At 59.3% G+C, this 24106-nt stretch carries 21 protein-coding genes; 11 read left to right on the top strand and 10 right to left on the bottom strand.

Features of this window, described 5'->3' with window-relative positions; all coding sequences use genetic code 11:
• Positions 1 to 192: 192 nt before the first annotated feature.
• Positions 193 to 1878 (top strand): dihydroxy-acid dehydratase, encoded by a 1686-nt coding sequence (ilvD, locus tag CR159_RS06840; protein WP_102073256.1) that lies wholly within the window; start codon positions 193 to 195, stop codon positions 1876 to 1878.
• 65 nt (positions 1879 to 1943) lie between these two features.
• On the opposite strand, the gene CR159_RS06835 is transcribed toward ilvD, so the two are convergent.
• Complete coding sequence (locus CR159_RS06835; protein WP_102073255.1) at positions 1944 to 2642, bottom strand: pirin family protein; 699 nt, start codon at positions 2640 to 2642, stop codon at positions 1944 to 1946.
• 130 nt (positions 2643 to 2772) lie between these two features.
• Here CR159_RS06835 and CR159_RS06830 point away from each other — a divergent pair, with 130 nt between their 5' ends.
• The gene (locus CR159_RS06830; RefSeq protein ID WP_102073254.1) at positions 2773 to 3678 is read left to right on the top strand and encodes a LysR family transcriptional regulator; all 906 of its coding nucleotides are present in this window, start codon (positions 2773 to 2775) and stop codon (positions 3676 to 3678) included.
• Here the strand turns inward: CR159_RS06830 and CR159_RS06825 are convergent.
• Complete coding sequence (locus tag CR159_RS06825; protein WP_102073366.1) at positions 3668 to 4867, bottom strand: MFS transporter; 1200 nt, start codon at positions 4865 to 4867, stop codon at positions 3668 to 3670. The genes CR159_RS06830 and CR159_RS06825 overlap by 11 nt on opposite strands.
• Positions 4868 to 4994: 127 nt before the next feature.
• On the opposite strand from CR159_RS06825, the gene nadE reads away from it, so the two are divergent.
• Positions 4995 to 5819 carry an NAD(+) synthase gene (gene nadE, locus CR159_RS06820; RefSeq protein ID WP_102073253.1) on the top strand — a complete coding sequence of 275 codons (825 nt, stop codon included), beginning with the start codon at positions 4995 to 4997 and terminating at the stop codon, positions 5817 to 5819.
• A gap of 31 nt (positions 5820 to 5850) precedes the next feature.
• Here nadE and CR159_RS06815 read toward each other — a convergent pair whose 3' ends face one another.
• The 4 genes from CR159_RS06815 to CR159_RS06800 are packed head-to-tail and all read right to left on the bottom strand — an operon-like array spanning position 5851 to position 11051.
• The gene (locus tag CR159_RS06815) at positions 5851 to 7398 is read right to left on the bottom strand and encodes an acetolactate synthase large subunit (RefSeq protein ID WP_102073252.1); all 1548 of its coding nucleotides are present in this window, start codon (positions 7396 to 7398) and stop codon (positions 5851 to 5853) included.
• Positions 7399 to 7429: 31 nt separating this feature from the next.
• Positions 7430 to 8425, bottom strand: a complete 996-nt coding sequence (locus CR159_RS06810; RefSeq protein ID WP_102073251.1) for a Bug family tripartite tricarboxylate transporter substrate binding protein — start codon at positions 8423 to 8425, stop codon at positions 7430 to 7432.
• Positions 8426 to 8437: 12 nt separating this feature from the next.
• The gene (locus CR159_RS06805; protein WP_304528627.1) at positions 8438 to 10039 is read right to left on the bottom strand and encodes a gamma-glutamyltransferase family protein; all 1602 of its coding nucleotides are present in this window, start codon (positions 10037 to 10039) and stop codon (positions 8438 to 8440) included.
• Positions 10040 to 10082: 43 nt separating this feature from the next.
• Positions 10083 to 11051, bottom strand: coding sequence for a Bug family tripartite tricarboxylate transporter substrate binding protein (locus CR159_RS06800; protein WP_102073249.1), 969 nt, complete (start codon positions 11049 to 11051; stop codon positions 10083 to 10085).
• A gap of 111 nt (positions 11052 to 11162) precedes the next feature.
• Here CR159_RS06800 and CR159_RS06795 point away from each other — a divergent pair, with 111 nt between their 5' ends.
• The 7 genes from CR159_RS06795 to CR159_RS06765 all read left to right on the top strand — a co-directional run bounded on the left by CR159_RS06795 (position 11163) and on the right by CR159_RS06765 (position 18021).
• The gene (locus CR159_RS06795) at positions 11163 to 12005 is read left to right on the top strand and encodes an IclR family transcriptional regulator (protein ID WP_102073248.1); all 843 of its coding nucleotides are present in this window, start codon (positions 11163 to 11165) and stop codon (positions 12003 to 12005) included.
• Between the two features lie 47 nt (positions 12006 to 12052).
• On the top strand, positions 12053 to 12922 hold the full coding sequence (locus tag CR159_RS06790; RefSeq protein ID WP_102073247.1) for a LysR family transcriptional regulator: 870 nt from the start codon (positions 12053 to 12055) through the stop codon (positions 12920 to 12922).
• 171 nt (positions 12923 to 13093) lie between these two features.
• Entirely contained in the window at positions 13094 to 13768 is a 675-nt protein-coding gene (locus CR159_RS06785; RefSeq protein ID WP_102073246.1) for an RraA family protein, read from the top strand.
• Positions 13769 to 13799: 31 nt separating this feature from the next.
• Entirely contained in the window at positions 13800 to 14837 is a 1038-nt protein-coding gene (locus CR159_RS06780) for a hydroxyacid dehydrogenase (protein WP_102073245.1), read from the top strand.
• A gap of 72 nt (positions 14838 to 14909) precedes the next feature.
• The gene (locus CR159_RS06775) at positions 14910 to 15905 is read left to right on the top strand and encodes a tripartite tricarboxylate transporter substrate binding protein (protein WP_102073244.1); all 996 of its coding nucleotides are present in this window, start codon (positions 14910 to 14912) and stop codon (positions 15903 to 15905) included.
• Positions 15906 to 15954: 49 nt separating this feature from the next.
• The gene (locus tag CR159_RS06770) at positions 15955 to 17157 is read left to right on the top strand and encodes an alpha-hydroxy acid oxidase (RefSeq protein WP_102073243.1); all 1203 of its coding nucleotides are present in this window, start codon (positions 15955 to 15957) and stop codon (positions 17155 to 17157) included.
• A gap of 66 nt (positions 17158 to 17223) precedes the next feature.
• Positions 17224 to 18021, top strand: a complete 798-nt coding sequence (locus CR159_RS06765; protein ID WP_233208202.1) for an IclR family transcriptional regulator — start codon at positions 17224 to 17226, stop codon at positions 18019 to 18021.
• Between the two features lie 55 nt (positions 18022 to 18076).
• On the opposite strand, the gene CR159_RS06760 is transcribed toward CR159_RS06765, so the two are convergent.
• From CR159_RS06760 to CR159_RS06750, 3 genes are read right to left on the bottom strand one after another with little or no spacing between them, the layout of a single operon-like run.
• Positions 18077 to 18499 carry a PaaI family thioesterase gene (locus tag CR159_RS06760; protein WP_102073241.1) on the bottom strand — a complete coding sequence of 141 codons (423 nt, stop codon included), beginning with the start codon at positions 18497 to 18499 and terminating at the stop codon, positions 18077 to 18079.
• Positions 18500 to 18526: 27 nt separating this feature from the next.
• Positions 18527 to 19666: an acyl-CoA dehydrogenase family protein gene (locus CR159_RS06755; RefSeq protein ID WP_102073240.1), complete on the bottom strand. Its 1140-nt coding sequence runs from the start codon at positions 19664 to 19666 to the stop codon at positions 18527 to 18529.
• A 20-nt stretch (positions 19667 to 19686) separates the two neighbouring features.
• A complete protein-coding gene (locus tag CR159_RS06750) occupies positions 19687 to 20889 on the bottom strand; it encodes an acyl-CoA dehydrogenase family protein (protein WP_102073239.1) in 1203 nt (400 codons plus the stop codon).
• A gap of 192 nt (positions 20890 to 21081) precedes the next feature.
• On the opposite strand from CR159_RS06750, the gene CR159_RS06745 reads away from it, so the two are divergent.
• Positions 21082 to 22074, top strand: coding sequence for a Bug family tripartite tricarboxylate transporter substrate binding protein (locus CR159_RS06745; RefSeq protein ID WP_102073238.1), 993 nt, complete (start codon positions 21082 to 21084; stop codon positions 22072 to 22074).
• 859 nt (positions 22075 to 22933) lie between these two features.
• On the opposite strand, the gene CR159_RS06740 is transcribed toward CR159_RS06745, so the two are convergent.
• Positions 22934 to 23986 (bottom strand): cytochrome-c peroxidase, encoded by a 1053-nt coding sequence (locus tag CR159_RS06740; RefSeq protein ID WP_102073237.1) that lies wholly within the window; start codon positions 23984 to 23986, stop codon positions 22934 to 22936.
• Positions 23987 to 24106: the final 120 nt, after the last annotated feature.

The raw sequence follows: 24106 nt of genomic DNA, 5'->3' as shown, positions 1-24106 counted from the left end.
ATGAATGAGAATGATTACCAGTTGAGAATCTTCTCACAAGAAACGGTGGCCATCCTTAATCCATATCAAGTTTTCATGCGTTGCTATGCGCACCCCGTGTGCGCGCATGGCGACGCTGGCTGACTTAGGAGGTAAACTCTTCGTTTCGATTCACGTTACGCCGTGCACGGTTCCAATTCAGAAAGGAAAGAAATGAGCACAACCAAACCTTTGCGGTCTGCAAATATCACTCAGGGCGCTGCACGGGCCCCGAACCGCTCCATGTACTACGCACTGGGTTACAAAGAAGAAGACTTCAATAAACCCATGATAGGCGTGGCCAACGGCTACAGCACGATTACCCCCTGCAATAGCGGATTGCAGAAGCTGGCCGATGCGGCGATAGAAGCCATCGAGACCGCCGGCGGCAACGCGCAGGTATTTGGTACGCCTACCATTTCCGACGGAATGGCCATGGGAACCGAGGGTATGAAATACTCGCTGGTCTCGCGCGAAGTCATCGCTGACTGCGTTGAAACCTGTGTGCAGGGACAATGGATGGACGGCGTGGTCGTCATCGGCGGCTGCGACAAGAATATGCCGGGCGGCATGATGGGTATGCTGCGCGCCAACGTGCCGGCCATCTATGTGTATGGCGGCACCATTCTTCCGGGCCGCTTGAACGGTAAAGACTTGAATATCGTCAGCGTGTTCGAGGCCGTGGGCGAGAACGCTGCGGGCCGCATGAGCGACCATGAACTCAAGCAGATCGAACTGCACGCCATTCCCGGACCGGGTTCCTGTGGCGGAATGTATACCGCCAACACCATGAGCTCGGCCTTTGAGGCCTTGGGCATGAGCCTTCCGTACTCGTCGACCATGGCCAACGTCCACGACGAAAAAACCGATTCCGCCGCCGATTCCGCCCGCGTGTTGTTGAACGCCGTTAAGCAAGACCTCAAGCCGCGCGATATCGTTACGCGCAAGTCCATTGAGAATGCCGTCAGCGTCATCATGGCCACCGGCGGATCCACCAATGCGGTATTGCATATCCTTGCCATTGCACACGCTGCCGGTGTCGAGTGGACCATCGACGACTTCGAACGCGTACGCCGGCGTGTGCCGGTCATTTGCGACCTGAAACCCAGCGGCCACTTCCTCGCTGTCGATTTCCATAAGGCTGGCGGCGTTCCGCAAGTCATGAAGATTCTGCTCGATGCCGGGCTGATTAATGGCGATTGCATCACCATTACCGGCGAAACCATCGCGGAAATACTCAAGGACATTCCCGGCACTCCCGGTGCGGACCAAAAGGTCATCTTCCCGATCGACAAGGCGCTGTACAAGGAAGGCCATTTGGCTATTCTCAAGGGCAACTTGTCGCCAGAAGGCGCAGTGGCCAAGATTACCGGCCTGAAGAATCCGGTCATCACCGGCCCGGCACGTGTTTTCGATGACGAACAGTCGGCATTGAAAGCCATCCTCGACGGCAAGGTGAAAGCGGGCGACGTCATGGTGCTGCGTTACCTGGGCCCCAAAGGCGGTCCGGGCATGCCCGAAATGCTGGCTCCTACCGGTGCGCTCATTGGCGCAGGCCTTGGCGATTCGGTCGGCTTGATCACCGACGGCCGATTTTCAGGCGGAACATGGGGCATGGTCGTCGGCCACGTAGCGCCCGAGGCAGCGGTAGGCGGCCATATCGCCATCGTGGAGGAAGACGATTCCATTACCATCGATGCCCATCAGCAGCTGCTGCAACTGAACGTGCCGGAAGACGAAATTGCGGCGCGCCTGGCCAAATGGAAGGCGCCCGCGCCTCGCTACACGCGCGGGGTGCAGGCGAAATTCGCCTTCAACGCATCTACGGCCAGCACGGGCGCGGTCCTGGACAAGTTCTAAACCGGGTCTTTTCGACCTGGCCTGCAGGCCAGGTTGGTTAAGCCAAGTCTGCTAGACCAAGTCAGCTAGACCAGGTCGAACAACAGCACTTCGGCGTTGTTGCCGTCGGCCAGCGTAAGCGAGGTTTCGTCGGCGATCTTTACGCCGTCGCCCGCTGCAAGTGCCACGCCGTTCAGTGTCAGCGCACCGCGGGCGACATGCAAATAGGCATGGCGTCCCGATGCCAACGCATGTTCAATGCGTTCGGCCCCGTCCAGCAACCCCGCGAACATTTTGGCATCTTGCGCGACGATCAGTGAACCGTTGGCGCCGTCGGGGGACGCCACCAGGCACAAGTTTCCCCGCTTCTGTGCGTCGTCGTAGCGCTTCTCCTGATAATTGGGCTTTATGCCTGAAAACTTGGGGACTATCCATATTTGCAGGAAGTGGACCGGCTCAGCCCGCGAATGGTTGAACTCGCTGTGACGCACGCCGGTACCTGCGCTCATGATCTGCACGTCTCCCGGCCGTATTACCGACCCCGATCCCATCGAGTCTTTATGCTCGAGCGCGCCTTCCAGCACATACGAAATGATCTCCATGTCGCGATGGCCGTGTGTGCCAAAGCCTTCGCCGGCCTGGACGGTATCGTCGTTAATGACGCGCAGGTGGCTCCACCCCATCTGCTGCTGATCGTAATACTCGGCAAATGAAAAAGTATGATGGCTGTTCAGCCATCCGTGTTGGGCATGGCCGCGGTCGGCTGCTTTACGAATTTCCAGCATGGTTTGCTCCAGATAAATAAGGAGACTTGCTCCGATGTCTTTATTTTATGGTTTGTTTTTTAGATAAAATAGCGCAAAATATGCGTTATATATATCTATTAAATAGATGTTTAATGGGCGAGGACCCATCATGCACACGCTCAAAACCACACTTGAACAATGGCGCGTATTGCAGGCCATCGTCGAACATGGCGGGTACGCCCAGGCAGCGGAAGCCCTGCATCGAAGCCAGTCTTCCATCAGCTACATGGCGGCGCGCCTGCAGGCCCAGCTTGGTGTCGACCTTCTGGTCATTGAAGGGCGCAAGGCGCGCCTCACCGACAACGGCAAAGCCCTGCTCAGCCAAGCAAGCGAACTGTTGGCCGATGCCCGCAAGCTGGAACAACTTGCAAGCCGCATGGAACAGGGGTGGGAGGCCGAATTGCGCGTGGTGGTCGACGTGGCCTTTCCCACGTCCCTGTTGCTGCAGGCCTTGAACCAATTCACACAGGAAGTCGGCCAGACCCGGATACAGCTTGGTGAAGTGGTATTGTCGGGCGCTGACGAAGCCTTGCTTGAACAGCGAGCCGATGTCCTGATCGGTACGCGCGTGCCCGCGGGCTACCTAGGCGACCTGCTACTTGATGTGGATTTCATCGCGGTCGCCCATCCCGGCCACAATCTGCATCGCCTTGGAAGGCCGTTAAGCACCGATGACCTGAAGCGCGAGATGCAAATCGTGCTGCGCGATTCCGGAACGCTGCAGCCCCGCGATGAAGGTTGGCTGGGCTCCAGGCAACGCTGGACGGTGACCAGCATGGAGACCTCGGCCGCCATGGTCACCGACGGCCTCGGGTTCGCATGGCTGCCGCGCCATGTCATACAAAAGCAGCTGGAACAGGGTAGCCTCTGGCCCTTGCCGCTGAACGAGGGGCAGATCCGCCGCGTGTCTTTATTCCGGACTTTCGGCAATGGCGCCGAGTCCGGCCCCGCCGCCCGCCATCTGGCGCAGTTGCTGGAGCAGGGCGCCCGGACTTACGCCACGGCTACGCGATAAACGCGGACCGGTAGCGCAGCAGCAGCCACAAGCAAAGTCCCGCAGGCACTATCAGCGTTGCATAAGCCAGGCTGTAGCTGCCAAAACTGCCCGCCACGAGACCGAACAAAGGCGGCCCGATCACAACGCCCAGGAATGTCATGGCCAGTGTGCCGCCCGTTGCCATGCTGGCTTGCCCTTTGGGCGCTTGCCGGGCCACTTCGGCGAGGTACACACCGTTCCAGCCGACTGCGCTGCTGCCGAAGACGGACAGCACCACAATGAGCAGCAACATGGAGTCCGTATACTGGAGAAGGGCCGTGGCAATGCCGCATAGGGCAATCAATATGGCTAGTACGGCCAGCATGTTGGACGGACCCAGGAACCGGTCGGCCACGTAGCCCCAGAGCAGCCTGCCCGCGACGCCTGCCGCTTGTGCCATCGCCAATATAAAGCCGGCCGCAATCAGCCCCATGCCCAGGTCTTCATGCAGGAAGGTCACCAGATAGGTCGTCAGCGACAGTTGCGCAATGGAAAAAAGGAAGGAAACTGCAGCCAGCACGGTAAGGCTGCGCTGGCTGAATACCAGCCTAAGCGGTCCGGCCAAGCCATTGCCGACGGAAATGCGTTGCTTGATGTCCTTGTCGGCATCCAGCGCGGCGCATAAGGGCTGGATGGCAATGGCGCACAGCACGTTGGCCGCGGCCACCCCCAGAAATGCCCATTGCCAGCTCGCCGCTTCAGCCAGGCTGGGAACGATGACGCCCGCCAGTACGCCGCCCAGCGGCACGCCGGTCTGCTTGATGGAAAAGACCAGCGACATGCGATGCGCAGGAGTGCTTTTGACCAGCAGGTGCGAACTCGATGGCGTGATCGGCCCGTAGCCCATGCCTACCATTACTGCGCCGATTGCCATGGCCACCGGCGATTCGATGGTGCATAGTGTCACCCCGGCGCCGCACAAGAGCAGGCCTATCTGGCTGGAACGGATGGCGCCGAAGCGCCTGACGGCGCCGCCCGCCAGCAGGCTGGCCATCATTGCGCCCGCATAGGCCAGCGCAATGTACAAGCCGACGTACGCGGCGGAAATTCCGAGGGACTCGGCAACAGAAGGGGCGACGACCGGTAGCGTCAACAAGGCCATGGCCACCAGCGACTGTACGGTCAAGGTGGCGGCAAGTACGACAGCCGCCGAAGGCGTGGAGCTCATGGTGTGAATAAATCCTGATATGACCTGGCGTATCATACCCTTCTGCGCACGCGCACTTACCCCATGCCTTTTGTTTGACCCAACGAACCGGAAAGGAAGAATCGTGTTGACTCCCGAACACCGCGCCATGCAGCGCGACATTATTGCCGAGCTTTTTGTGAGCAATGACTTTGATGCCCGACAAGACGTCGAGCGCCGGGTCGGCTTCCTGGCCGACTACCTGGTGGCGACCGGCTCGCGCGCGCTGGTGCTGGGTATCAGCGGCGGGGTCGATTCCCTGGTCGGCGGCTGCCTGGCGCAACGAGCCGCAGAACAGGCGCGTCAGCGGGGACACACCGCCAGCTTTGTTGCCATGCGGCTGCCTTATGGCGAACAGCGCGATGAACCCGATGCGCAGGCGTCGCTCGAAGTGATCAAGCCCGATCAAGTTCTCACCGTGAATATCAAGCCCGCCAGCGACGCCATGCTGACGGCACTGCTCAGCGCCGAGGTGCCGTTTCGCGATGAGCGGCATCAGGACTTCCTGCTGGGCAATATCAAGGCGCGCCAGCGCATGATCGCGCAGTATGCGGTAGCCGGGGCGCATGGCGGGCTGGTCGTGGGCACCGATCAGGCGGCCGAGGCCTTGATGGGCTTCTTTACCAAGTTTGGCGACGGCGCCGCAGACCTTACACCGTTGACCGGCTTGAGCAAGCGGCGCGTGCGCGCGCTGGCCCATGAAATGGGCGCGCCCGATTCGCTTGTTTACAAAGTGCCCACCGCGGACCTGGAGTCGCTTACGCCCCTGAAGCCTGACGAGGATGCCTTCGGCGTGACCTACGGCGAGATCGACGATTTTCTCGAGGGCAAGGAGGTCTCGGAGCAGGCGTACGAGACCATAGTGCGTACCTATCTCAATTCAGGCCACAAGCGCGCACTGCCGGTCTTTCCGCAAGGCTGGACGCCATCCTGACAGGGCGCCCGCCCAATTGCGTTAAGCAGTACTAAATAACGGCTTCGATCAGGAAGGGGCCCTTGCGTGCCAGGGCTGATCGCAGCACGTCGATAAATGATTCGGCATCGGTAGCCCTGGCGGCTTCCACGCCGGACGCTTTCGCCATATGTACCCAATCGAAGGTGGGGTTGTCCAGATCCAGCATGCGCCGTGCATTGCGCCCCGGTTCGCCCGCGCCCACCATCTTGAGTTCGTTGTGCAGGATGGCATAGCTGCGATTGGCGAAGATAATGGTTACGACGTCCAGTTGTTCGCGTGCCTGGGTCCACAAGGCTTGCAAGGTATACATGCCGCTGCCATCGGCTTGCATCAGGATCACTTTTCGGTCCGGACAGGCGACCGCGGCTCCGGTTGCCAGGGGAATGCCGATGCCGATCGCACCGCCAGTGATCTGAAGGAAGTCATGTGGTGCGGCGCCGAATGTGGATTTGAATGAGTCGCGCCCCGAACTGACCGACTCGTCGCAAATGATGGCGTTCTCGGGGCTCAGCACGCCGATGGCCTGGATGATGGCGGCGGCGTTCAGCGCGCCGCTGGGCAATTGGGTGGCCGTGCGCTGCGAGGTAAGCGGTGCAACGGTGTGGTCCGCACCGACCGCCTCGGCCAGCGCCTGCAATGCCTGCGCCACGTCGTTGTCCGGTCCGGTAAGAGGGATGATGTCGCAGGCTGCGGGCACCAGTACGCCGGGCTTGCCGGGGTAGGCAAAAAAAGCGACCGGGGTCTTGGCGCCGACCAGGATAAGTTGCTCGGTATCTTCAAACGTCTTGAGGGCCAGGTCGACGCTGAAAGGCACGCGATCTATCATGACCCGTCCCGCGCCGCGTTCAACCCGGCCGTTGGATTGCTGCGCCATCAATCGCGCGCCCGTTTTTACCGCTATGCGGCTGGCGGTGTCCAGCGCCTCGCCTCGCAGCGCCTTGCCTGAAAGAAGAATGACTGTTTTCCGGCCATTGCGCAGCGCAGCGCCAGCCGCGCGCAACGCATCGTCCTGGACGGGCGCGAGCTCGGGATCGGTGGCGCGTTGTATGGTTGCAGGGGCTTCGGTCCATGCCGCATCGGCAGGCAGGATAAGAGTGGCGATGCCGCCAGGTCCACTACGTGATGCCTGGATTGCCGCTGCGGCGGCGGGCGAGACGTCGGCGGCGGACTGGATGCGATGCACCCAGTCTGACATGGGCCGGGCCAGGCTTTCGATGTCGCTGGTCAAGGGCGCGTCGTATTGCAGGTGGTACGCGGCGTGGTCGCCCACGATGTTGACCATCGGCGTGTTTGCGCGGCGCGCGTTGTGGATGTTGGCCAGGCCATTGGCAAGGCCCGGTCCCAGGTGCAGAAGCGTTGCCGCCGGTTTGTCGGCCATGCGCGCATAGCCGTCGGCGGCGCCGGTTACGACCCCTTCAAACAAACCCAGGATGCAACGCATCTGGGGTTTCTTGTCGAGCGCCGCGACGAAATGCATCTCGGATGTGCCGGGATTGGCAAAGCATACGTCGACGTCATTGGCCAATAAAGTGTCGCAAAGACTGTCTGCACCATTCATGGGTAAACCTTTTAACGTGTGAAAATCAAAACTATTGTCGTTGGATGTTGCGGTCTTTGATGAGCTTGCTCCAGCGCTCGCGTTCCTTGGCTTCGAAGGCAGCCAGTTCGTCACCCACCAGCGTGCCGGCCTGCGCACCCAGGGATATGAACTTGGCCTGAAGCTCGGACGATGCCAGTGCGCCCTGAGCGGCGGCAATCAGCTTATCCACCGCTTCCTTGGGTGTGCCTTTGGGTGCATAGAGGGCGAACCAGGCTGTGACATCGAAGTCGGCGATTCCGGACTCGGCTACTGTCGGGATATCGGGCACCGATGCCAGGCGCTTAGCCGACGTGACGGCAATGCCGCGTATCTTCGAGCCATCCTGCACTTGGGCCAGCGTGCTGGGCAGATTGTCCAGCAGGATGTCGACCTGCCCGCCGATCAAGGCCGGCAACGAGCCGGAGACGCCCTTGAACGGGATGTGCAGCATTTCGATTCCGGCCACTTGCTCGAGGTAGGCGCCTGTCAGATGGACTGACGATCCAATGCCCGGCGTTGCGTAGGTCAGCTTTTCGTCCTTGCTCGACTTGGCTTTGGCGATCAGGTCGGCCAGGTTCTTGATATCGGATTTCGCATTGACGGCAATGATATTCGGGGTGGTGACGACCAGCGCGATCGGAACGAAATCTTTTTCGGGATCGAAGGGCATATCGGTGTACAGGAATTGATTGATCGTCTGCGTACCGATCGTTCCCATTCCTATGGTGTAGCCGTCGGGCTTGGCGCGGGCCACGACGCCCATGCCGATGCTGCCTCCGGCGCCGGCGCGATTCTCGACCACGATGGTTTGCCCGAGGCCGGCTTCCATGGCCTGGGCCATGGTGCGCGCCGCGAGATCGGTCGTGCCGGCTGGAGGGTAAGGCACGACCAGCGTGACCGGCCGTTCCGGATAGGCGGCATGGGCGGTGGCGATGGTGGCCAGCGTCAGCGCTGCCGCATAGGCCAGGCGCTTGACGCCGCGGCGAAGAGATGTATTCGATTTCATTTTGATGTCTCCTTAATATCCAACAGACTGCCCGTCTCTGCGGGGATCGGATGCGGCGATATAAGCGCCATGTTCTTGTCGCAGTATGACCTGTGCGGACCCGAACTCCAGGCTGTCGGGGCCCTGGGGTTCGATGCGGTGGCCGCTGGCCTTCAAGGCATTTGTTATGGATTCCGGCACATGGGACTCCAGCATTACGCGCGGCCCGGCCTCGACGCGGAACCGCGGCGCGTCGACGGCGGCTTGTGGGTTGCGTTGAAGGTCCACGAGCTGTTGCATCATCTGTACATGGCCTTGTGCCTGCATATTACCGCCCATGACGCCAAAGCTGGCGAAAGGCTGGCCTTTACGGGTGATGAATGCGGGAATAATGGTGTGCAGAGGGCGCTTTCCTGGTGCTACCTGGTTGCGATGGCCCGGCACCAGTGAGAAGCCGCGCCCGCGGTTATGCAGGGCGATGCCTGTATCAGGCACTACGACGCCCGAGCCAAAGCCATGGTAGTTGGACTGGATGAACGAGACCATCATGCCGTTGCTGTCGGCAGCCGTCAGATAGACGGTACCGCCTTGGTCGGGCACGCCGGCCACAGGGGTGGAGGCACGCACGGGATCGATCAGGCGTGCGCGCTGGCGTAGATAGGCCGGATCCAGCATTTTAGCCGTCAGTTCGCCCATTGTGACCGGGTCGCAGACATGCTCATGCAAGTCCGCAAAGGCGACCTTCATCGCCTCGATGGGAAGGTGAAAGTGGCTGCGGGGATCGTTTTCCTGCGGCGGGTCGAAGGTGTCGAGCATGCCCAGCGCCATCAGGGCGGCAATACCTTGGCCGTTGGGCGGAATTTCGTGCAGCATGTAGTCGCCGCGGTACGTCATGGAAATGGGCTTCACCCATTCGCAGGTGTGCTGCGCCAGGTCGGATGCGGTCAGCGCGCCACCGGTTTTGGCGGCAAAGGCGGCAATCTTGTCGGCGAGTTCGCCCTGGTAAAAATCCTGGCCCAGGGTCGCGGCGATGCGTTCCAGCGTACGGGCCTGTGCGGGGAAACGCCACATCTCGCCGGCCTTGGGCGGTATACCGTCTTTCAGAAATGCGTCGGAGAAGCCGGGTTGGCTCGAAAGCTTGGGCGCCTGCGAGGCCCATTGACGGGCAATCGTGGGCGACACCGGAAAGCCGTTGGCCGCATAGGCGATGGCGGGCTCGAACAGGTCTGCGAACGGCAGCTTGCCGAATCGCTTGGATAATTCCACCCATCCGGCCACCTGGCCTGGAACGGTGACGGTATCCCAGCCGATGTCAGGCATGGCGTCGCGTCCGGCGAAGTACTCCGGCGTCCAGGCTGATGGCGCCCGTCCCGACGCATTAAGCCCATGTAGCTCGCCTTTGTCCCATACCAGCGCAAATGCGTCGCCACCCAGGCCGTTCATGACCGGTTCGACGACAGTCAGGGTAATGGCCGCTGCCAACGCAGCGTCAACGGCATTGCCCCCGGCCAGCAGCATGCGCAGGCCAGCCTGGGCCGCCAGGGGTTGCGTCGTGCTGACGACATTGGCGGCAAGCACCGGCATGCGGCGGCTCAGGTGAGGGAACTCCCAGTATTGATCGGCAGGCAATGATATCTCCGTGGTGTTAATGAGGGTGCGGGGCAATGCCCCATTTAATCTACTGAGCGACGATCTCGGCGCGCTTGACGAGCTCGCTGATGATGGGCTTCTCAGTCTGTATTTGCTTGGCCAGTGCTTCGGCCGAACCGTCGCCGGGTTCAATGCCCATGGTCAGCAGGCGCTCGCGTATGGTCTTGTCTTGCAAGGCGGATTGCAGTGCCTTGCGCAGGACGGCAGTGACTTCAGTGGGCGTACCTTGGGGAGCGACCAGCGTGAACCACGCCGTCATCTCGAAGTCGGGGTAGCCCGACTCGCTCAAGGTGGGTAGGTCCGGCAAGGAAGTCAAACGCTTTTTGCTGGTAATGGCCAGCACGTCTACCTTTTCGGCCTGGACCTGCGGCATGCCAGTGGCGACCATATCGAAGAACAGGTCGATATCGCCGCCTATCAGCTGCGGCAAGGCCTGGGTGGAGCCCTTGAACGGCACGTGCAGTATTTCGATTCCGGCTTGCTGCTGGAAATATTCGGAGGCCAGATGCGAGGAAGTACCAGCCCCGAACGATGCAATGCTTAGCGTGCCTGGATTCTTTTTTGCGCGCTCGACGGCGTCGCCTACCGTTTTGAAGTCATGTTTCTTGCTGGAGAGCAATACCATGGGACCGATACCGATCATGCCTATCGGTGCGAAGGCGTCCGGATCGTAGGAAAGGGCCTTGTACAGGTAGCGGTTGGTGACCAATGTCGAGTTGGTGGCCAGCAGGATGGTGTAGCCGTCGGGTTTTTCACGTGACGCATACGAGGCGCCGATGGTGGTGGAGGCGCCGGCGCGGTTTTCAACGATAAGGGATTGGCCCAGCGTTTGGCCCATGTGTTCCGTCAGTACACGGGTAAGTGCGTCGGTTGCGCCTCCCGCAGGAAACGGCGTGACGACTGTGATGGGGCGTTCGGGAAACGTGGCGGCGCTTGCCACCTGAAAAACTGTTCCCAGGATGGCCGCCGCGAGTATTCGTGTTCCTGCTTTAAACATGATTGTTTCCTTTTTTTATAGGAGGCGAGTTTGTGTGGAGCGAATAAACTGAATCCCGTACAATGGAATTCAGTTTCATTTTTAAACCACTATAAAAGTACTGGACGTGAAATGCAAATTTTTTCCGGGAAGGGCACGTCACCACCTGCTGGCGGCTCCGGTAACAGTCCGGAAGCCGCTCGCCCTGCGCGGCGCAAGCGCCAGATCGTCCAAGGCGCCGAACCGTCATCGGATTTCGTCGAGGCCCTGGCGCGCGGACTGCGCGTCATGCGTTGCTTTGGGCCCGGCGTGAAGTCCCTTGGCAATCTGGAGCTGGCGCAGTTGACGGGGCTGCCCAAGTCGACGATTAGCCGGATTGTCTATACCTTGGCTCAGGAAGGGTATTTGCGCTATCACGCCGACACAGGCCGGTATTCGCCGGGCTATGGCGTTCTGGCCCTGGGTTTTGGCTTGCTGGCCAGCCTCGAAGTGCGCCAACTGGCGCGCCCGTTGATGGAGGAGCTTGCTCACGAAACCGGCGGCGCCGTTGCATTAGGTGCGTTTGATGGGCACGCCATGACTTATGTCGATGCCATCCATGGCTCGTCGGCTTTATATTTACGCCTGCCGGTCGGTCACCGCCTGGGTCCTGACAGCGCCATGGGCCGCGCCTATCTGGCCGCCGTGCCGGCTGCCGAGCGTGCCGCGCTGCTGAAGGGGCCCGGCGGCGATATGGTGTCGCCCGCCATGCTGGAACGCGCGTGCGCCGAGCTCAAGGCTGACGGCTGCTGCTATGCCATCGGCGACTGGCAGCAAGGCATCAATGCCGTGGCCGCACCTTTTTCCACCATCACCGGTGAAGGCTATTTTGTGATGAGCTGTGGCGGACCCGCGAGCGTATTGCCCGAAAAGTTGCTGCGCACCGAAATTGCGGGCAAGTTGCGCCGGATCGTGGGAAAACTATCCCCGTCGTGAATGGAAGCAGGCATGGCCCACGGGCCTGGACAGCGTAAGGTTTGAGCATGAACACCGAATATCTGGAAAGCTTTGTCAAAGTCGTTGAGTACAAATCGATTGCCGAGGCAGCGCGGCGTCTGAATATGACGCCCGGCGCCGTAGCGGCACGGGTTCGCACCTTGGAAGAGGAGCTGGCCTGCGCCCTGATACAGCGCTCGGGGCAGACCGTAAAGCCGACCGAGGCGGGATTGCGCGTTTATGACCGGGCCAAGGTGCTTATCCAGAACGCCAGGGATCTGCAGGCGGTGGCCAGCACGGGAACCCTTGCCGGCGAGTTCAAGGTTGGCGTGTTTCCCTCGGCATTGACTACGCATCTGCCAGTCGTGCTGGAAGGCTTTTGCAGCGCACATGCCGAGCTTTCCCTTTACATCGCTTACGGTGTGTCGGCCGAGCTATGCAGGAAAGTCCACGAAGGGCAGCTGGATATTGCCATTGTCATTGAGCCGCCATTTGCCATCAACAAGACGTGTGGATGGCTTACCTTGCAGGAAGAACCTCTTATCGTCATCGCGCCTCCGGACTATGCCGGGCGCGACGCGCACGACTTGTTGCTTAACGAGCCCTTCATACGCTATGACCGTGCGGCGCATAGCGGCAAGCTGGTGGATCGCTACCTGAAAGACAACCATATCGTCCCCAATCAACGCATTGAAATCGACAGCCTGCTTACTATCGTGTCGCTGGTGGAGCGCGGAGTGGGCGTTTCACTTGTGCCCGACTCCTTTTCGATCTGGTACCACAAGGCCGGAATCGTCAAGATCCCCTTGCCGCAACGTACGCCCATACGGCGTATCGGCATGATCTGGGATAAGCAGGGGCCACGCATCGCGCTTGCCCAGGCGCTGGTGGAGCATGCCCGCCTCGTCTTCTCCTGATGTTGATGAACCGCAATTTCTTTGCGTTGTGACCGCAGAATTTTTGGGATTAAAAAACGTGGCGAGCTACTAGAATCTGATCAAGCCGGACCCGCCTTGATACGGTGGATCGCGGCACCGAGCGGCTCTATATCGGCCGAAAAGCATACTTAATTCCTGGATGGGCTACGAATGATCGGTTTTCGGATTCTTGAAATAAAACGGCGCGTCGATGAAAGCTGGATTGGTAAGTTCCGCGGTATCCCGGTGGCCAACATCAGCGATGTCATGACACGAATGAGCGCGGGCGGGGCGGCGTTGCGGCCCATGCATGCAGCGGGCAACCTTTGTGGGCCGGCATTCACCGTAAAGACGCGTCCTGGCGACAACCTGATGGTGCACAAGGCCATCGCCATGGCGAAGCCCGGGGACGTTATCGTGGTTGACGCGGGTGGCGATCTGACCAACGCCATCATTGGCGAACTCATGACCAGTACTGCCCAGAAAAAAGGCATTGCAGGCATGGTGATCAATGGCGCGATACGCGATGTGGGCGTAATTGGGAAGGGCGATTTTCCGGTGTATGCGGCCGGTGTTACGCATCGCGGGCCTTACAAAGACGGCCCCGGCGAAATCAATGTGCCGATCAGTCTCGGCGGAATGGTCATCGAACCCGGTGATTTGATAGTGGGTGACGAAGACGGTTTGCTGAGCATTCCATTCGAACAGATTGAAAGCGTCTATAACGCTGCCGCAGCCAAACACCAGCTCGAGGAAAAGATGATGGCCGATATTGCGAACGATACCCTGGACATCTCCTGGATAGACCAGGCCCTGCTTCGACTCAATTGCGAAATCGTCCGCTGAACCCCTTAGCCCTCGCCTAACGACTGGTCCTATGAACACTATCCCGAAAAAAGTAGTCCGTCTGAATCTTTGGACTGATCCAAGTTTTGATGAAATACTGAGTGCCAGCCCAAATGTAAGCCTGCGTGTGCTGAGCCTTCAGGACGACTCCCCGGCTACCATCTGGGAGCAGCTGGAGCTCGCCGACATCTATCATATTTCGGCGGCAAAGGACGAGGTGCCGGTTGAGTGGCTGGTAACGCAACAACTGATACAGCGCTGCCCGAATCTTGCGTGCGTGTCGACGTCGGGCGCCGGCTACGACACGGTTGATGTCCAGGCTTGTACGGATGCCGGCATACTCGTCGTGAATCAGGCGGGTGGCAATGCCAATTCAGTCGCTGAACACGCTATTGGCCTGATGCTCGCGGTGTCGCGGCGCATCGTCGAATCAGACCAGAAACTGAAGACCGAAACCGGATTTTCGCGTGAAGACCTGATGGGCCACGAATTGAGCGGCAAGGTCCTCGGCCTTGTCGGACTGGGGCACATCGGCACGCGCACCGCCAGGTTGGGGGCGGCATTCGGCATGGATGTCCTGGCGTACGATCCCTATCTGGACGAGAATGCCATTGCGGGCCGTGGGGCGCGTGCCGTGTCGCTGGATCAGCTATTGGCCAATAGCGACATCGTCTCGCTTCATTGCCCACGCACTACCGAGACCAATGGCCTGTTTGCCGCCGAAGTCTTTGGCCAAATGAAGCAGGGCGCCCTGTTTATATCAACGGCGCGCGGCGGCATCCACGACGAGGCGGCGTTGTACGACGCCCTGGCATCGGGCCACTTGGCCGGCGCCGGACTTGACGTCTGGCGGATAGAGCCGCCTCCGGCGGACCACCCATTGTTGTCGCTCAACAATGTGGTGTCCACCTATCACACCGCGGGTGTCACGCACGAAGGCCGAAGGAATGTGGCCACCATGGCGGCCACTCAGATCCTGCAGGTCTGTGCCGGCGAGACGGCTGAACGCATGATCAACAAAGAAGTACTTCCCAAGTTCCTTGCACGGTTCAAGGCAATGCCAGGCTGATCGCAACTTGCAATTTGTTGTGCAGGTATCGAGCGCTACCTATCTATAGCGCATTAAAAAATGGAGACACTAATGATTCAATCCCGTAGAAAATCGCTCAAGAAGCTCGCCGCCATGGGCGCAGCGGCGTTTGCGTTGTCGGCGAGCGCCGGCATTCCGCTGGCCCATGCCGCCTATCCGGAACACCCCATCAATATGGTGGTGTCGTATGGGCCCGGCGGCGGCACCGACCTGGTCGCTCGCGCCATTGCCCCTTACATCGAAAAATACCTGGGCAACGGTGCGCGCATCGTCGTGCTTAATCGGCCCGGTGCGGGTGGCGCCATCGGCTTTGCGGAAATCGCACGTGCCAAGCCCGACGGCTACACGATCGGTTTCCTGAACACCCCGAATATGCTGACCATCCCCCTCGAACGCAAAGCACAATACCACTGGACGGACTTTGACCTGATCGGCAATCTTATCGACGACCCGGACAGTTTTGCCGTCAACGCCAACGGCAAGATCAAAACGCTGAAAGATCTCGTCGAGTATGCCAAGGCGCATCCCGGCGATGTCACGGTCGGCACGACAGGCATTGGTTCAGACGATCATCTGGCCATGCTCATGTTCGAAAAAGGCACCGGTACGAAATTGACGCACGTGCCCTACAAGGGCGCGGGCGAAGTCCGCAGCGCCATCTCCAGCGGCGAAATCATGCTGGCGGCCATGAACATCGGTGAGGTCATGGCCTACATCAAAGGCGGCTCGCCCTTGATCGACCTTGGTGTGATGAGCGACGAGCGAACCGATCTGGCTCCCGACCTGCCCACGTTCAAGGAACAAGGTCACGACATCATCATGGCTTCTTTGCGCGGCATTGGCGCACCCAAGGGCTTGCCGGAGGACGTCTCCAAGAAGCTGGTCTCCGCCGTTGAGCAGGCGGTCAACGATCCTGGATTCCGTGAGCAAGCCAAGAAGCTTTTCGTTCCGTTGCGCTATATGGGTCCACAGGACTACAAGGCCGAGCTCGAGTCGGACGAGAAAATGTTCAAACAGTTCTGGAAAGACACTCCCTGGAATGAATAAGCAGCTATTTGCCGGTATGGCGGTTGATGTTTAATTTTGCGAAGAAGTGATGATGTATTCCAAGAAACGGCTTGAGCGTCTTTTGTGTCTGGACGATTTCGAAATAGCAGCACAACGATTCCTGCCCAGGGCGATTTTTGGATATGTCTCGGGCGCGACCGAAACCAATTCGTCGTTTCGCGACAATCGGGAAGCTTTCGCCGAATTGGGATTCATACCGCGCGTTTTATGCGACGTCTCCAAGGTAAGCACCGAGGTGACGCTTTGGGGCGATACCTATGCATCGCCCTTTGGTATTGCCCCTATGGGTATAAGCGCCATGTCGGCGTATCGGGGAGACTGCGTGCTGGCGCAGTCGGCGCTCAGCAGGAACCTGCCCATGATCATGAGCGGCTCCTCGCTGACGCCCCTGGAAGAGGTTGCACGGATTGGAAAGAACGTATGGTTCCAGGCCTATCTGCCCGGTAGCGAAGAACAGATCGTTGGCCTGATCGAACGCGTGGCGGCGGCCGGATACGAAAAACTGGTTATTACTGTCGACACACCGGTGGCCGCCAATCGTGAAAACAATGTCCGGGCCGGCTTTTCCACGCCCTTGCGACCTACCTTGAAACTGATGCTGGATGGCGCTTGCCATCCGGGCTGGACAGTGGGCACGTTCCTGCGCACGCTTTACCGATCCGGCATTCCACATTTCGAGAATAATTACGCAGCCCGCGGAGTGCCGATTATTTCGCGCAATGTATTGCGTGATTTTTCCGATCGCGGCCACCTGAATTGGGAGCACCTGAAGCTGATCAGAAAGCTATGGGCGGGCAAGCTCATCGTGAAGGGAATCATGGCGGCCGAGGACGCGAAGCTGGCAGTCGATTACGGCGCCGATGCCGTGATTGTGTCGAATCATGGCGGGCGACAGCTTGACGGCACGGTGTCGCCGCTGCGCGTGCTGCCCGGGATCGTCGCTGCTTGTCCCACCATTCCGGTCATGATGGACAGCGGAATACGACGAGGAACCGACGTGTTGAAAGCGATGGCGTTGGGCGCCAAGTTTGTGTTCGTCGGTCGGCCTTTCGGATATGCCGCCGCAATCGGTGGAGAAAAGGGCGTGCATCATGCCCTGGATCTGCTCAGCGCCGAGGTCCGGCGCAATACGGCCATGCTGGGCGTCACGGACGTCAAGGCGGTAGGCAGGAAAAGCATACGTGCCCTATCGACCAGCAGTGTTTTTGCCAGGCATCTGGACGCCATTTAGAATTTGATGCCGTCCTGCCCGCCACAGCCGCTAGAATACGCATTCTTGCCGCTGGAAGGACACACTTTGCCCGTAGATCCATTGTCTGCTCACGCCCATGCCAAAGAAGACAGGCACTTTGTCACCGCCCTGGCGCGGGGGCTGGAAGTGCTTGCCTGTTTCAGGTCGGGATCAAAAGTGCTGGGCAACCAGGAGCTCGCGACGCGTTGCAATCTGCCCAAGTCCACGGTGTCGCGCCTGACTTCCACCCTGGTCAAACTGGGTTATCTCACGCACGACGAAGATAGCGGCAAGTACGCCCTGGGCATGGCCACGATGTCCCTAGGCGTCGGTATGCTCGCCAAGCTGGATATCCGTGAGGTCGCCCGACCCTTCATGCAGCAGCTTGCCGATACGACGCAGACTATGGTCTCGCTGGGTGTGCGCGACCGGCTTTCCATGCTCTATATCGAAAACTGCCGCAGCGAGGCGGCCCTTGCCTTGAGCCTGGATGTCGGCGCGCGTATCCCTATTGTGACTTCGTCGATGGGGCGCGCCTATCTGGTGCTCGCCAGCCAGCAGGAGCGCGACGAAATCATTGAGCGCCTGAGCGAACTGGATGCCTGGTCGCGCAATGAAATCATCGAGGGCATCAACCGGGCCGTTTCCGATTACCGCCGCCTCGGATGCACATGTTCATTTGGCGACTGGCAAAAGGACGTGAACGGCATTGCGGTCGCCTTCCAGTTGAGCCCCGCGCAGCCGATCATGGTGCTGACTTGCGGCGCGCCTTCGACGTCGGTGACGGCCGAATACCTGCTGGAAGAGGCGCGGCCCCGGCTGCTCGAGGTGGTGCGCAAGATTACGTCATCGATGGGCCACTGAGCTGTGTGGCGGCCTTTTTTTTGCCGGGGCGGCGTAGTGTGCCGTTTGGCAGGCACTAGCGACCGCCTTGCCTTTCAACGATGGCGAATACCCCGGTGGCGCGGAATATTTTCTGCTCGTCCACATACAGGAAGCAATCGGCAAAGGCCATGCGCCGGCCTTGCTTTTGTACGCTGGCCCGTGCAATGACCCAGTCGCCCATTTTTGCGGGGCGGTAGAACTCGCTGGTGAGGCTGACGGTGACCAGGCCGAATTCCTCGCCATAGGCTTGGGCGACGGCATCGCCGATGGCACTGTCGGCGATGGTGACCAGCAAGCCGCCGTGCGTGATGCCGCGAAGATTGCTGTGCTTGCTGGAGATGCGCAGGGCCAGCTCAACCTGTTTGCCATCTTCGATTTTTTCAAAGAAAGGTCCGCATAAGTCTGTGAATTCGCTGTTGTGGACGCGTTCACGGTATCCGTCTGGTATTTGAGTCATTGCGTTTCTTTAGTTCGATGTGGCTGTTCAGGCAGCCCGGATGATATCGCTATAACGCCGCAAATGAAAATCCATGTCACCGAACGAAGCGCTGATAACCGCAAGGCGTTTGAAATAGTGGCCCACCATAAGCTCGTCGGTCACGCCGATGCCGCCATGCATCTGGATGGCCTCCTGTCCCACCAGCCTGGCTTTCTGGGTCACGAAGGCTTTGGCTCCCGATGCCTTTTGCAGCCGGACGCCGGCATCCGGATTCTGCATCTCGATGGCGGCCAGCAAGGCCATGGAGTCGGACTGTTCGGCCGCAATGGCCATGTCTGCCATGCGGTGTTGCAGGGCCTGGAACGAAGCCAGAGGCACATCGAATTGCTTGCGTGTCTTCAGGTAATCAAGCGTAGCGGCGTTAAGTGCCTGCATGATGCCGGCGGCTTCGGCCGACATGGCGACATTGGCCAGCGCGATGCCTTGCATGATGGCCGGCAACGCGTGCGCTTCGCGTCCGAGAAGGGCGTCGTCGTCGAGCAACACTTGATCGAACACGATATCGGCCGCGCGAGTGCCATCGTGGCATTCATAATACCTGAAAGACAGGCCCGGTGTCGTTGCGGCGACCAGGAACAGGGACAGTGCGTCAGCGCCGTCATGGCCGTTTGTTCTGGCCGACACCAGGAACTGGCCTGCACTGGCGGCGCCCTGGACGACGGCTTTGTGCCCGTCCAGTTGCCATTGACCGCCTTTCCTGACCGCCCGGGCACTGACCGTTGATTCGTCATAGCGTGACTGCGGCTCGTAATGAGCCAGGGCGAGCATCAGGCTTCCATCGCCAATGGCGGGAATGAGGCTGGCCTGTTGCTTCGGGTAGGCGTGGGCCTTGAGGATGCCGCCGCACAGGACGACCGTGCCCAGGTAGGGCTCCAGCGTCAAACCCGTACCCAGCGCGCGCATGACCAGCATGGTGTCCAGGGCTGTGCCGTTCAGTCCGCCGAATTCATCGGGGAAGGGCAGCGCCAATATGCCCAGTTCCGCATAGGTTCTCCATGCGGCGCGGCTGAAGCCATCGGCGCTTCTCATGTAGCCCCGGCGTTGCTCGAACGAGTACTCTTTGGCGATGAAGCGGCGCAAGGTGTCTTCCAGGGCCAACTGCTCTTCGGTGTAGCTGAAATCCATGATGTGTATTCCTGGTTTTCCTATAGCCCCAGTATCGTCTTGCAGATAATGGTCTTCTGGATTTCGCTGGAACCGCCGTATATGGTGGTTTTTCGATAGTTGAAATAATGGCCGGCCATGTTGTAGCAATCTGCCGGAAAGGCGTCGCTGATGCCTTCCGGTTCATGGTGTTGCGGGTCGTGCACGTGCGCGGCAGCATAGGGCCCCAGCGCGGCAGCGGTCAGCTCGGTCAGGACCTGCTGGATCTCGGAGCCTTTGATTTTGAGTATCGAGGCTTCTGGACCAGGCGCGCGTTGCTGGCCGTCGGCCGCCACCAATTTCAAGTTGGTGATTTCAAGTGCCAGCAGCTCAAGTTCCACCATCGCGATGCGGTCCCTGAAACGCGGATCCCGGATAAGAGGTTGCCCATCGTTGCCCGGCTGGCGTGCGGCGATGGTTTTAAGACGCTTCAAGGCGGCCTTCGAGCGCCCCACGCGTGCGATATTGGTGCGTTCATGGCCGAGCAAATACTTGGCGTAAGTCCAGCCCTTGTTCTCTTCGCCGATCAGGTTCTGCACCGGTACCTGGACATCATCGAACCATACTTCGTTTACTTCGTGGCCACCGTCGAGCATGATGATGGGGCGCACCGTGATGCCGGGGCTTTTCATGTCGATCAGCAGGAACGAAATGCCTGCCTGTTTACGTGCATCGGGATCAGTGCGCACCAGGCAGAAGATCCGGTCGGCGTGCTGGGCCAGTGTCGTCCAGGTCTTTTGCCCGTTGACAAGGTAGTGGTCGCCCTGGCGCACTGCGGACGTTTTAACGGCGGCCAGGTCAGAGCCCGCACCGGGTTCGGAATAGCCCTGGCACCACCAGTCCGTGCCTGAAATGATGCCCGGTAGGTAACGATCTTTTTGTTCCTGCGTTGCATACTTTTGGATGACCGGTGCGACCATCTTTATACCGAAGGACAGCTGCTCGGGTGCATAGGCGAGCGCGCATTCTTCTTCAAAAATGTGCCGCTGTATGGCATTCCAGCCGGTCCCGCCGTATTCGACCGGCCACGCAGGCGCACCCCAGCCACGTTCGTACAGGGTGCGCTGCCAGCCCAGACGTTCATCGCGGGTCAGCACGGCTTCGCGGAACCCCTTGTCCCTGAGTTCGCCGGACAAACTGTTACGCAGGAATTCGCGTATCTCGTCGCGGAATGCCAACTGTTCTTCTGTATATTGAATATTCATGATATCGGCCGTTAAGTGGCTGTGACATTCTTTTGTTCTGCATTGCAGAACTTCGTAGCCGATCCAATGGTAAATACTGTGTGTAACGGGCTGGAGTCTCTATATACTACCGATAGGTATAGCCGATGTAAATCGAAATCATATTCTGCATGGTGGAACTGCGTGCTATGCGGAAATCCTGGAGATAAAACGATGTTTACTGTAAACGCCAGTACAAAAAGAACACCGGTATTTGCAATGGTGGCTATGGCCGCCGCATTATCCGGCTACGCAACGATGCCGGCCTATGCGGCTGGATGGCCTGAGAAGGCCATCGAGGTGGTGGTTCCGTACACGCCGGGCGGCGCAACGGACACTGTCACGCGTATCGTCATGAAGAAGCTGTCCGACCGCCTTGGCCAGCCCGTTATCGTGAACAACAAGCCGGGCGCCAACAGCACGATCGGAACGGCAATGGTGGCGCGCGCCAAGCCGGATGGCTACAGTTTCGTAACGGTACTGGCCGCTTACACCGTCAATCCGCATTTGTATAAGCTGAGCTATTCGTTCGACGACTTCGAGCCGGTATCGCACATGGCCGATTTGCCGTTGTTCTTGTTCGTCAGCAAGGACCTTCCGGTCAATTCCCTGGCCGAGCTGGTCGAGTACGGCAAGAAGAACCCTGATGCGCTCACCTATGCCTCCAGTGGAACGGGGTCCAGCGCCCACCTTACCGGGGCCAACTTCGGCTTGCAGGCGGGCTTGAAGATGACGCATATTCCTTACAAGGGCAGCGCGCCGATTCTTACCGATCTGCTGAGCAATCGGGTTTCGATGGTGTTCGATCCTATTTTGGTGCCGATGCAGTACGTGAAGGAAGGTAAGCTCAAGGTGCTGGCGGTGACGTCGGCGAAGCGCTGGGAAGATGAGCCGAATATTCCGACGATGGGCGAGGCGGGCTTCCCGGGTTTCGTGATGAATTCATGGGTGTCTTTGATGGCGCCTGCTGGGACGCCCAAGGATATCGTGGAACGCGTGTCGACGGAGATCGCGGCGATCGTGAAGGAGGATGATGTGAAGAAGCTCTTTAACGACGCGGGTTTCGTGCCGGTAGGAGGCAGCGCGGCGGAGCTTACAGAGCTGATCAAGAAGGATACGGCGATGTATGGGGAGATTGTCCGCAAGGCGGACATTAAGCTGAATTGAGGGGGACGTCTGCCGAGTAAGGCTTTCTTTTGCTGACGCTGGATCAGTTTTTTGGCGACCATTTTATTGATTGATTTGGATGAACTCGTTGAGTGTGGTTTTTGACGTTGTGGCTGTTTATCGGTTTATCGGTTCAACGGTTCATCGGGCGGATCGTGTTTATCTGCCGGCGCCGGGGGCTGGTGTGAGCTGGGCTCCATATCGCTGCGGTCCCGTTCCGGGACTTCCCGCGTCGACATCCTAGGTCAGGGCGGGCGCGAACTCGCGGCAACGGACAGCCACTGGCTGTCCGTAAGCGCGCCGCTCAAACAGGCGCGCCCTTTTTCCCCTGACCCAGGACGCCGACGCGGCGCGCTCAAATTTCGCCCCGCCCACACCAGCCCCCGTCTCCTCAGCGTTCGGTGATCTCGGATGGTGTGGGTCTCGGCTGGTCCCTCTGTGCGTAGTCCGCTGCATACTTTTATGTCGAGGGGGTGGTGGCAACTGGAGGGGGCGGCGAAGTATGCGTGCGCCGAGCCAATGTTCGGCCCGGGGGTGCAAGTCCGCGCTGTTCGAGCGGGACGCTTACGGACAGCCAGTGGCTGTCCGTTCCGCGAGTTCGCGGGCGCCCCGGGTCGAGCGTTGGCGAGGGCAGTCCCGGCGGAGCGCGGGACCGCGAACGCATTGAGTGGCCCCCACCAGTTGCCGCCGCCACCGGTCAAGAACTGCTAAGGCACCGGCCAAAAACGAAACAATCCAAGAACTGCATAGGACCCGACATGCACCAAATAAGCACTGGTTCAGAGCCGATATGCCCACTGGCCAGGAACGTAACCTGGCCAGGTATCGGTAGCTAGTAGCGGCCATCAAGGCCACTGTGTCACTTTTCCGGTTTAGGGGTCGCAGCAGTGCTGCGCGGCAAGATTGGGTATTCAACGGTAGGTTGCTCGCCCGTAAGCGTATGCAGGAACGCTGTAATGGACTTCACTTCGCCCTCGTTCAGCTCATGCCCCAACTGGCTTGTTCCCATGATGGCCACCGCCTGCTCCAGGTCCCATACTTCGCCGCTATGGAAATAGGGTGCTGTCAACGCGATGTTGCGCAAAGGACCTGCGCGGAACACGTACTCGTCAGAAGCCGTATTGGTGACGGCGAAGCGGCCTTTATCATCGGTAGGCAGTACTTCGGCGCCTGGCTTCTTGATGACGCCGAACGGGAAGTACCCCTGGCCGCCAACGTTGATGCCCGAATGGCATGCCACGCAGCCCTTGTTGATGAAGAGATTCAATCCGGAAAGCTCGGTACCGCTAAGGGTTTCCTTGCCGGCCAAGAACTGGTCGAAACGGGAGTTTGGTGTTGTAAGCGTGGATTCGAAGGCTTCAATGGCTGTGGCCATATTGTCGAACGTAATGGCCTGCTTCTCGCCCGGGAAGGCCTTGGCAAAGAACTCCACGTATTCCGGGATGCTGCGCAGGGTGTCTTCCACGTGCTGCGGTGTGGCGTTCATTTCGACACTGGCCTGCACTGGACCCTTGGCCTGCTCTTTCAGGTCGGCGGCACGGCCATCCCAGAACTGGGCAATATTGAATACGGCGTTGAATACAGTTGGCGAGTTCCGTGGGCCGTGCTGCCATCCGTGACCGATAGACGTCGGTATATTGTCGGCTCCGCCTGTGCCCACGCTATGACAGGTGTTACAGCTGATGATGTGGCTTTTCGAGAGCCGGGGCTCGAAGAACAGCCACTTGCCCAGCTGTATTTGATCGTCCGGGATTTTCCGGTCAGCAATAACGACTTGCGCTTCCGGTATAGGCTGAAACAGCTTGTTTGCTGTTTCGCGAAGTTCTTTTGACGCGGGTTGGGCGGCCATGGCGCTCGCGCTGAAAGCGATGGCAGCGGCCGTATAAAGAACGGTAGTGAGATGGTTGCTCATGGTGATTTCCCAGTGGTGGATAATTACCACTATCTAGGCATGGTTATTAGTGGGTGTCTTTGACAAGAATCAACACGTTTCATAATCCACGGGAACGCTTCAGACTCATCTCATGCTGGA

Origin of the sequence: Pollutimonas subterranea (assembly GCF_002849655.1) — a bacterium.
Taxonomy (GTDB): Bacteria; Pseudomonadota; Gammaproteobacteria; order Burkholderiales; family Burkholderiaceae_B; genus Pollutimonas; species Pollutimonas subterranea.
Note: the sequence above shows the minus strand (reverse complement) of the source record. Positions and strands in the feature narration are given on the sequence as shown.

Excerpts from the sequence above, each read along its gene's own strand:
- ilvD (WP_102073256.1), top strand. The coding sequence starts at position 193 with ATGAGCACAACCAAACCTTTGCGGTCTGCAAATATCACTCAGGGCGCT.
- CR159_RS06835 (WP_102073255.1), bottom strand. The coding sequence starts at position 2,642 with ATGCTGGAAATTCGTAAAGCAGCCGACCGCGGCCATGCCCAACACGGA.
- CR159_RS06830 (WP_102073254.1), top strand. The coding sequence starts at position 2,773 with ATGCACACGCTCAAAACCACACTTGAACAATGGCGCGTATTGCAGGCC.
- CR159_RS06825 (WP_102073366.1), bottom strand. The coding sequence starts at position 4,867 with ATGAGCTCCACGCCTTCGGCGGCTGTCGTACTTGCCGCCACCTTGACC.
- nadE (WP_102073253.1), top strand. The coding sequence starts at position 4,995 with ATGCAGCGCGACATTATTGCCGAGCTTTTTGTGAGCAATGACTTTGAT.
- CR159_RS06815 (WP_102073252.1), bottom strand. The coding sequence starts at position 7,398 with ATGAATGGTGCAGACAGTCTTTGCGACACTTTATTGGCCAATGACGTC.
- CR159_RS06810 (WP_102073251.1), bottom strand. The coding sequence starts at position 8,425 with ATGAAATCGAATACATCTCTTCGCCGCGGCGTCAAGCGCCTGGCCTAT.
- CR159_RS06800 (WP_102073249.1), bottom strand. The coding sequence starts at position 11,051 with ATGTTTAAAGCAGGAACACGAATACTCGCGGCGGCCATCCTGGGAACA.
- CR159_RS06795 (WP_102073248.1), top strand. The coding sequence starts at position 11,163 with ATGCAAATTTTTTCCGGGAAGGGCACGTCACCACCTGCTGGCGGCTCC.
- CR159_RS06790 (WP_102073247.1), top strand. The coding sequence starts at position 12,053 with ATGAACACCGAATATCTGGAAAGCTTTGTCAAAGTCGTTGAGTACAAA.
- CR159_RS06785 (WP_102073246.1), top strand. The coding sequence starts at position 13,094 with ATGATCGGTTTTCGGATTCTTGAAATAAAACGGCGCGTCGATGAAAGC.
- CR159_RS06780 (WP_102073245.1), top strand. The coding sequence starts at position 13,800 with ATGAACACTATCCCGAAAAAAGTAGTCCGTCTGAATCTTTGGACTGAT.
- CR159_RS06775 (WP_102073244.1), top strand. The coding sequence starts at position 14,910 with ATGATTCAATCCCGTAGAAAATCGCTCAAGAAGCTCGCCGCCATGGGC.
- CR159_RS06770 (WP_102073243.1), top strand. The coding sequence starts at position 15,955 with ATGATGTATTCCAAGAAACGGCTTGAGCGTCTTTTGTGTCTGGACGAT.
- CR159_RS06760 (WP_102073241.1), bottom strand. The coding sequence starts at position 18,499 with ATGACTCAAATACCAGACGGATACCGTGAACGCGTCCACAACAGCGAA.
- CR159_RS06755 (WP_102073240.1), bottom strand. The coding sequence starts at position 19,666 with ATGGATTTCAGCTACACCGAAGAGCAGTTGGCCCTGGAAGACACCTTG.
- CR159_RS06750 (WP_102073239.1), bottom strand. The coding sequence starts at position 20,889 with ATGAATATTCAATATACAGAAGAACAGTTGGCATTCCGCGACGAGATA.
- CR159_RS06745 (WP_102073238.1), top strand. The coding sequence starts at position 21,082 with ATGTTTACTGTAAACGCCAGTACAAAAAGAACACCGGTATTTGCAATG.
- CR159_RS06740 (WP_102073237.1), bottom strand. The coding sequence starts at position 23,986 with ATGAGCAACCATCTCACTACCGTTCTTTATACGGCCGCTGCCATCGCT.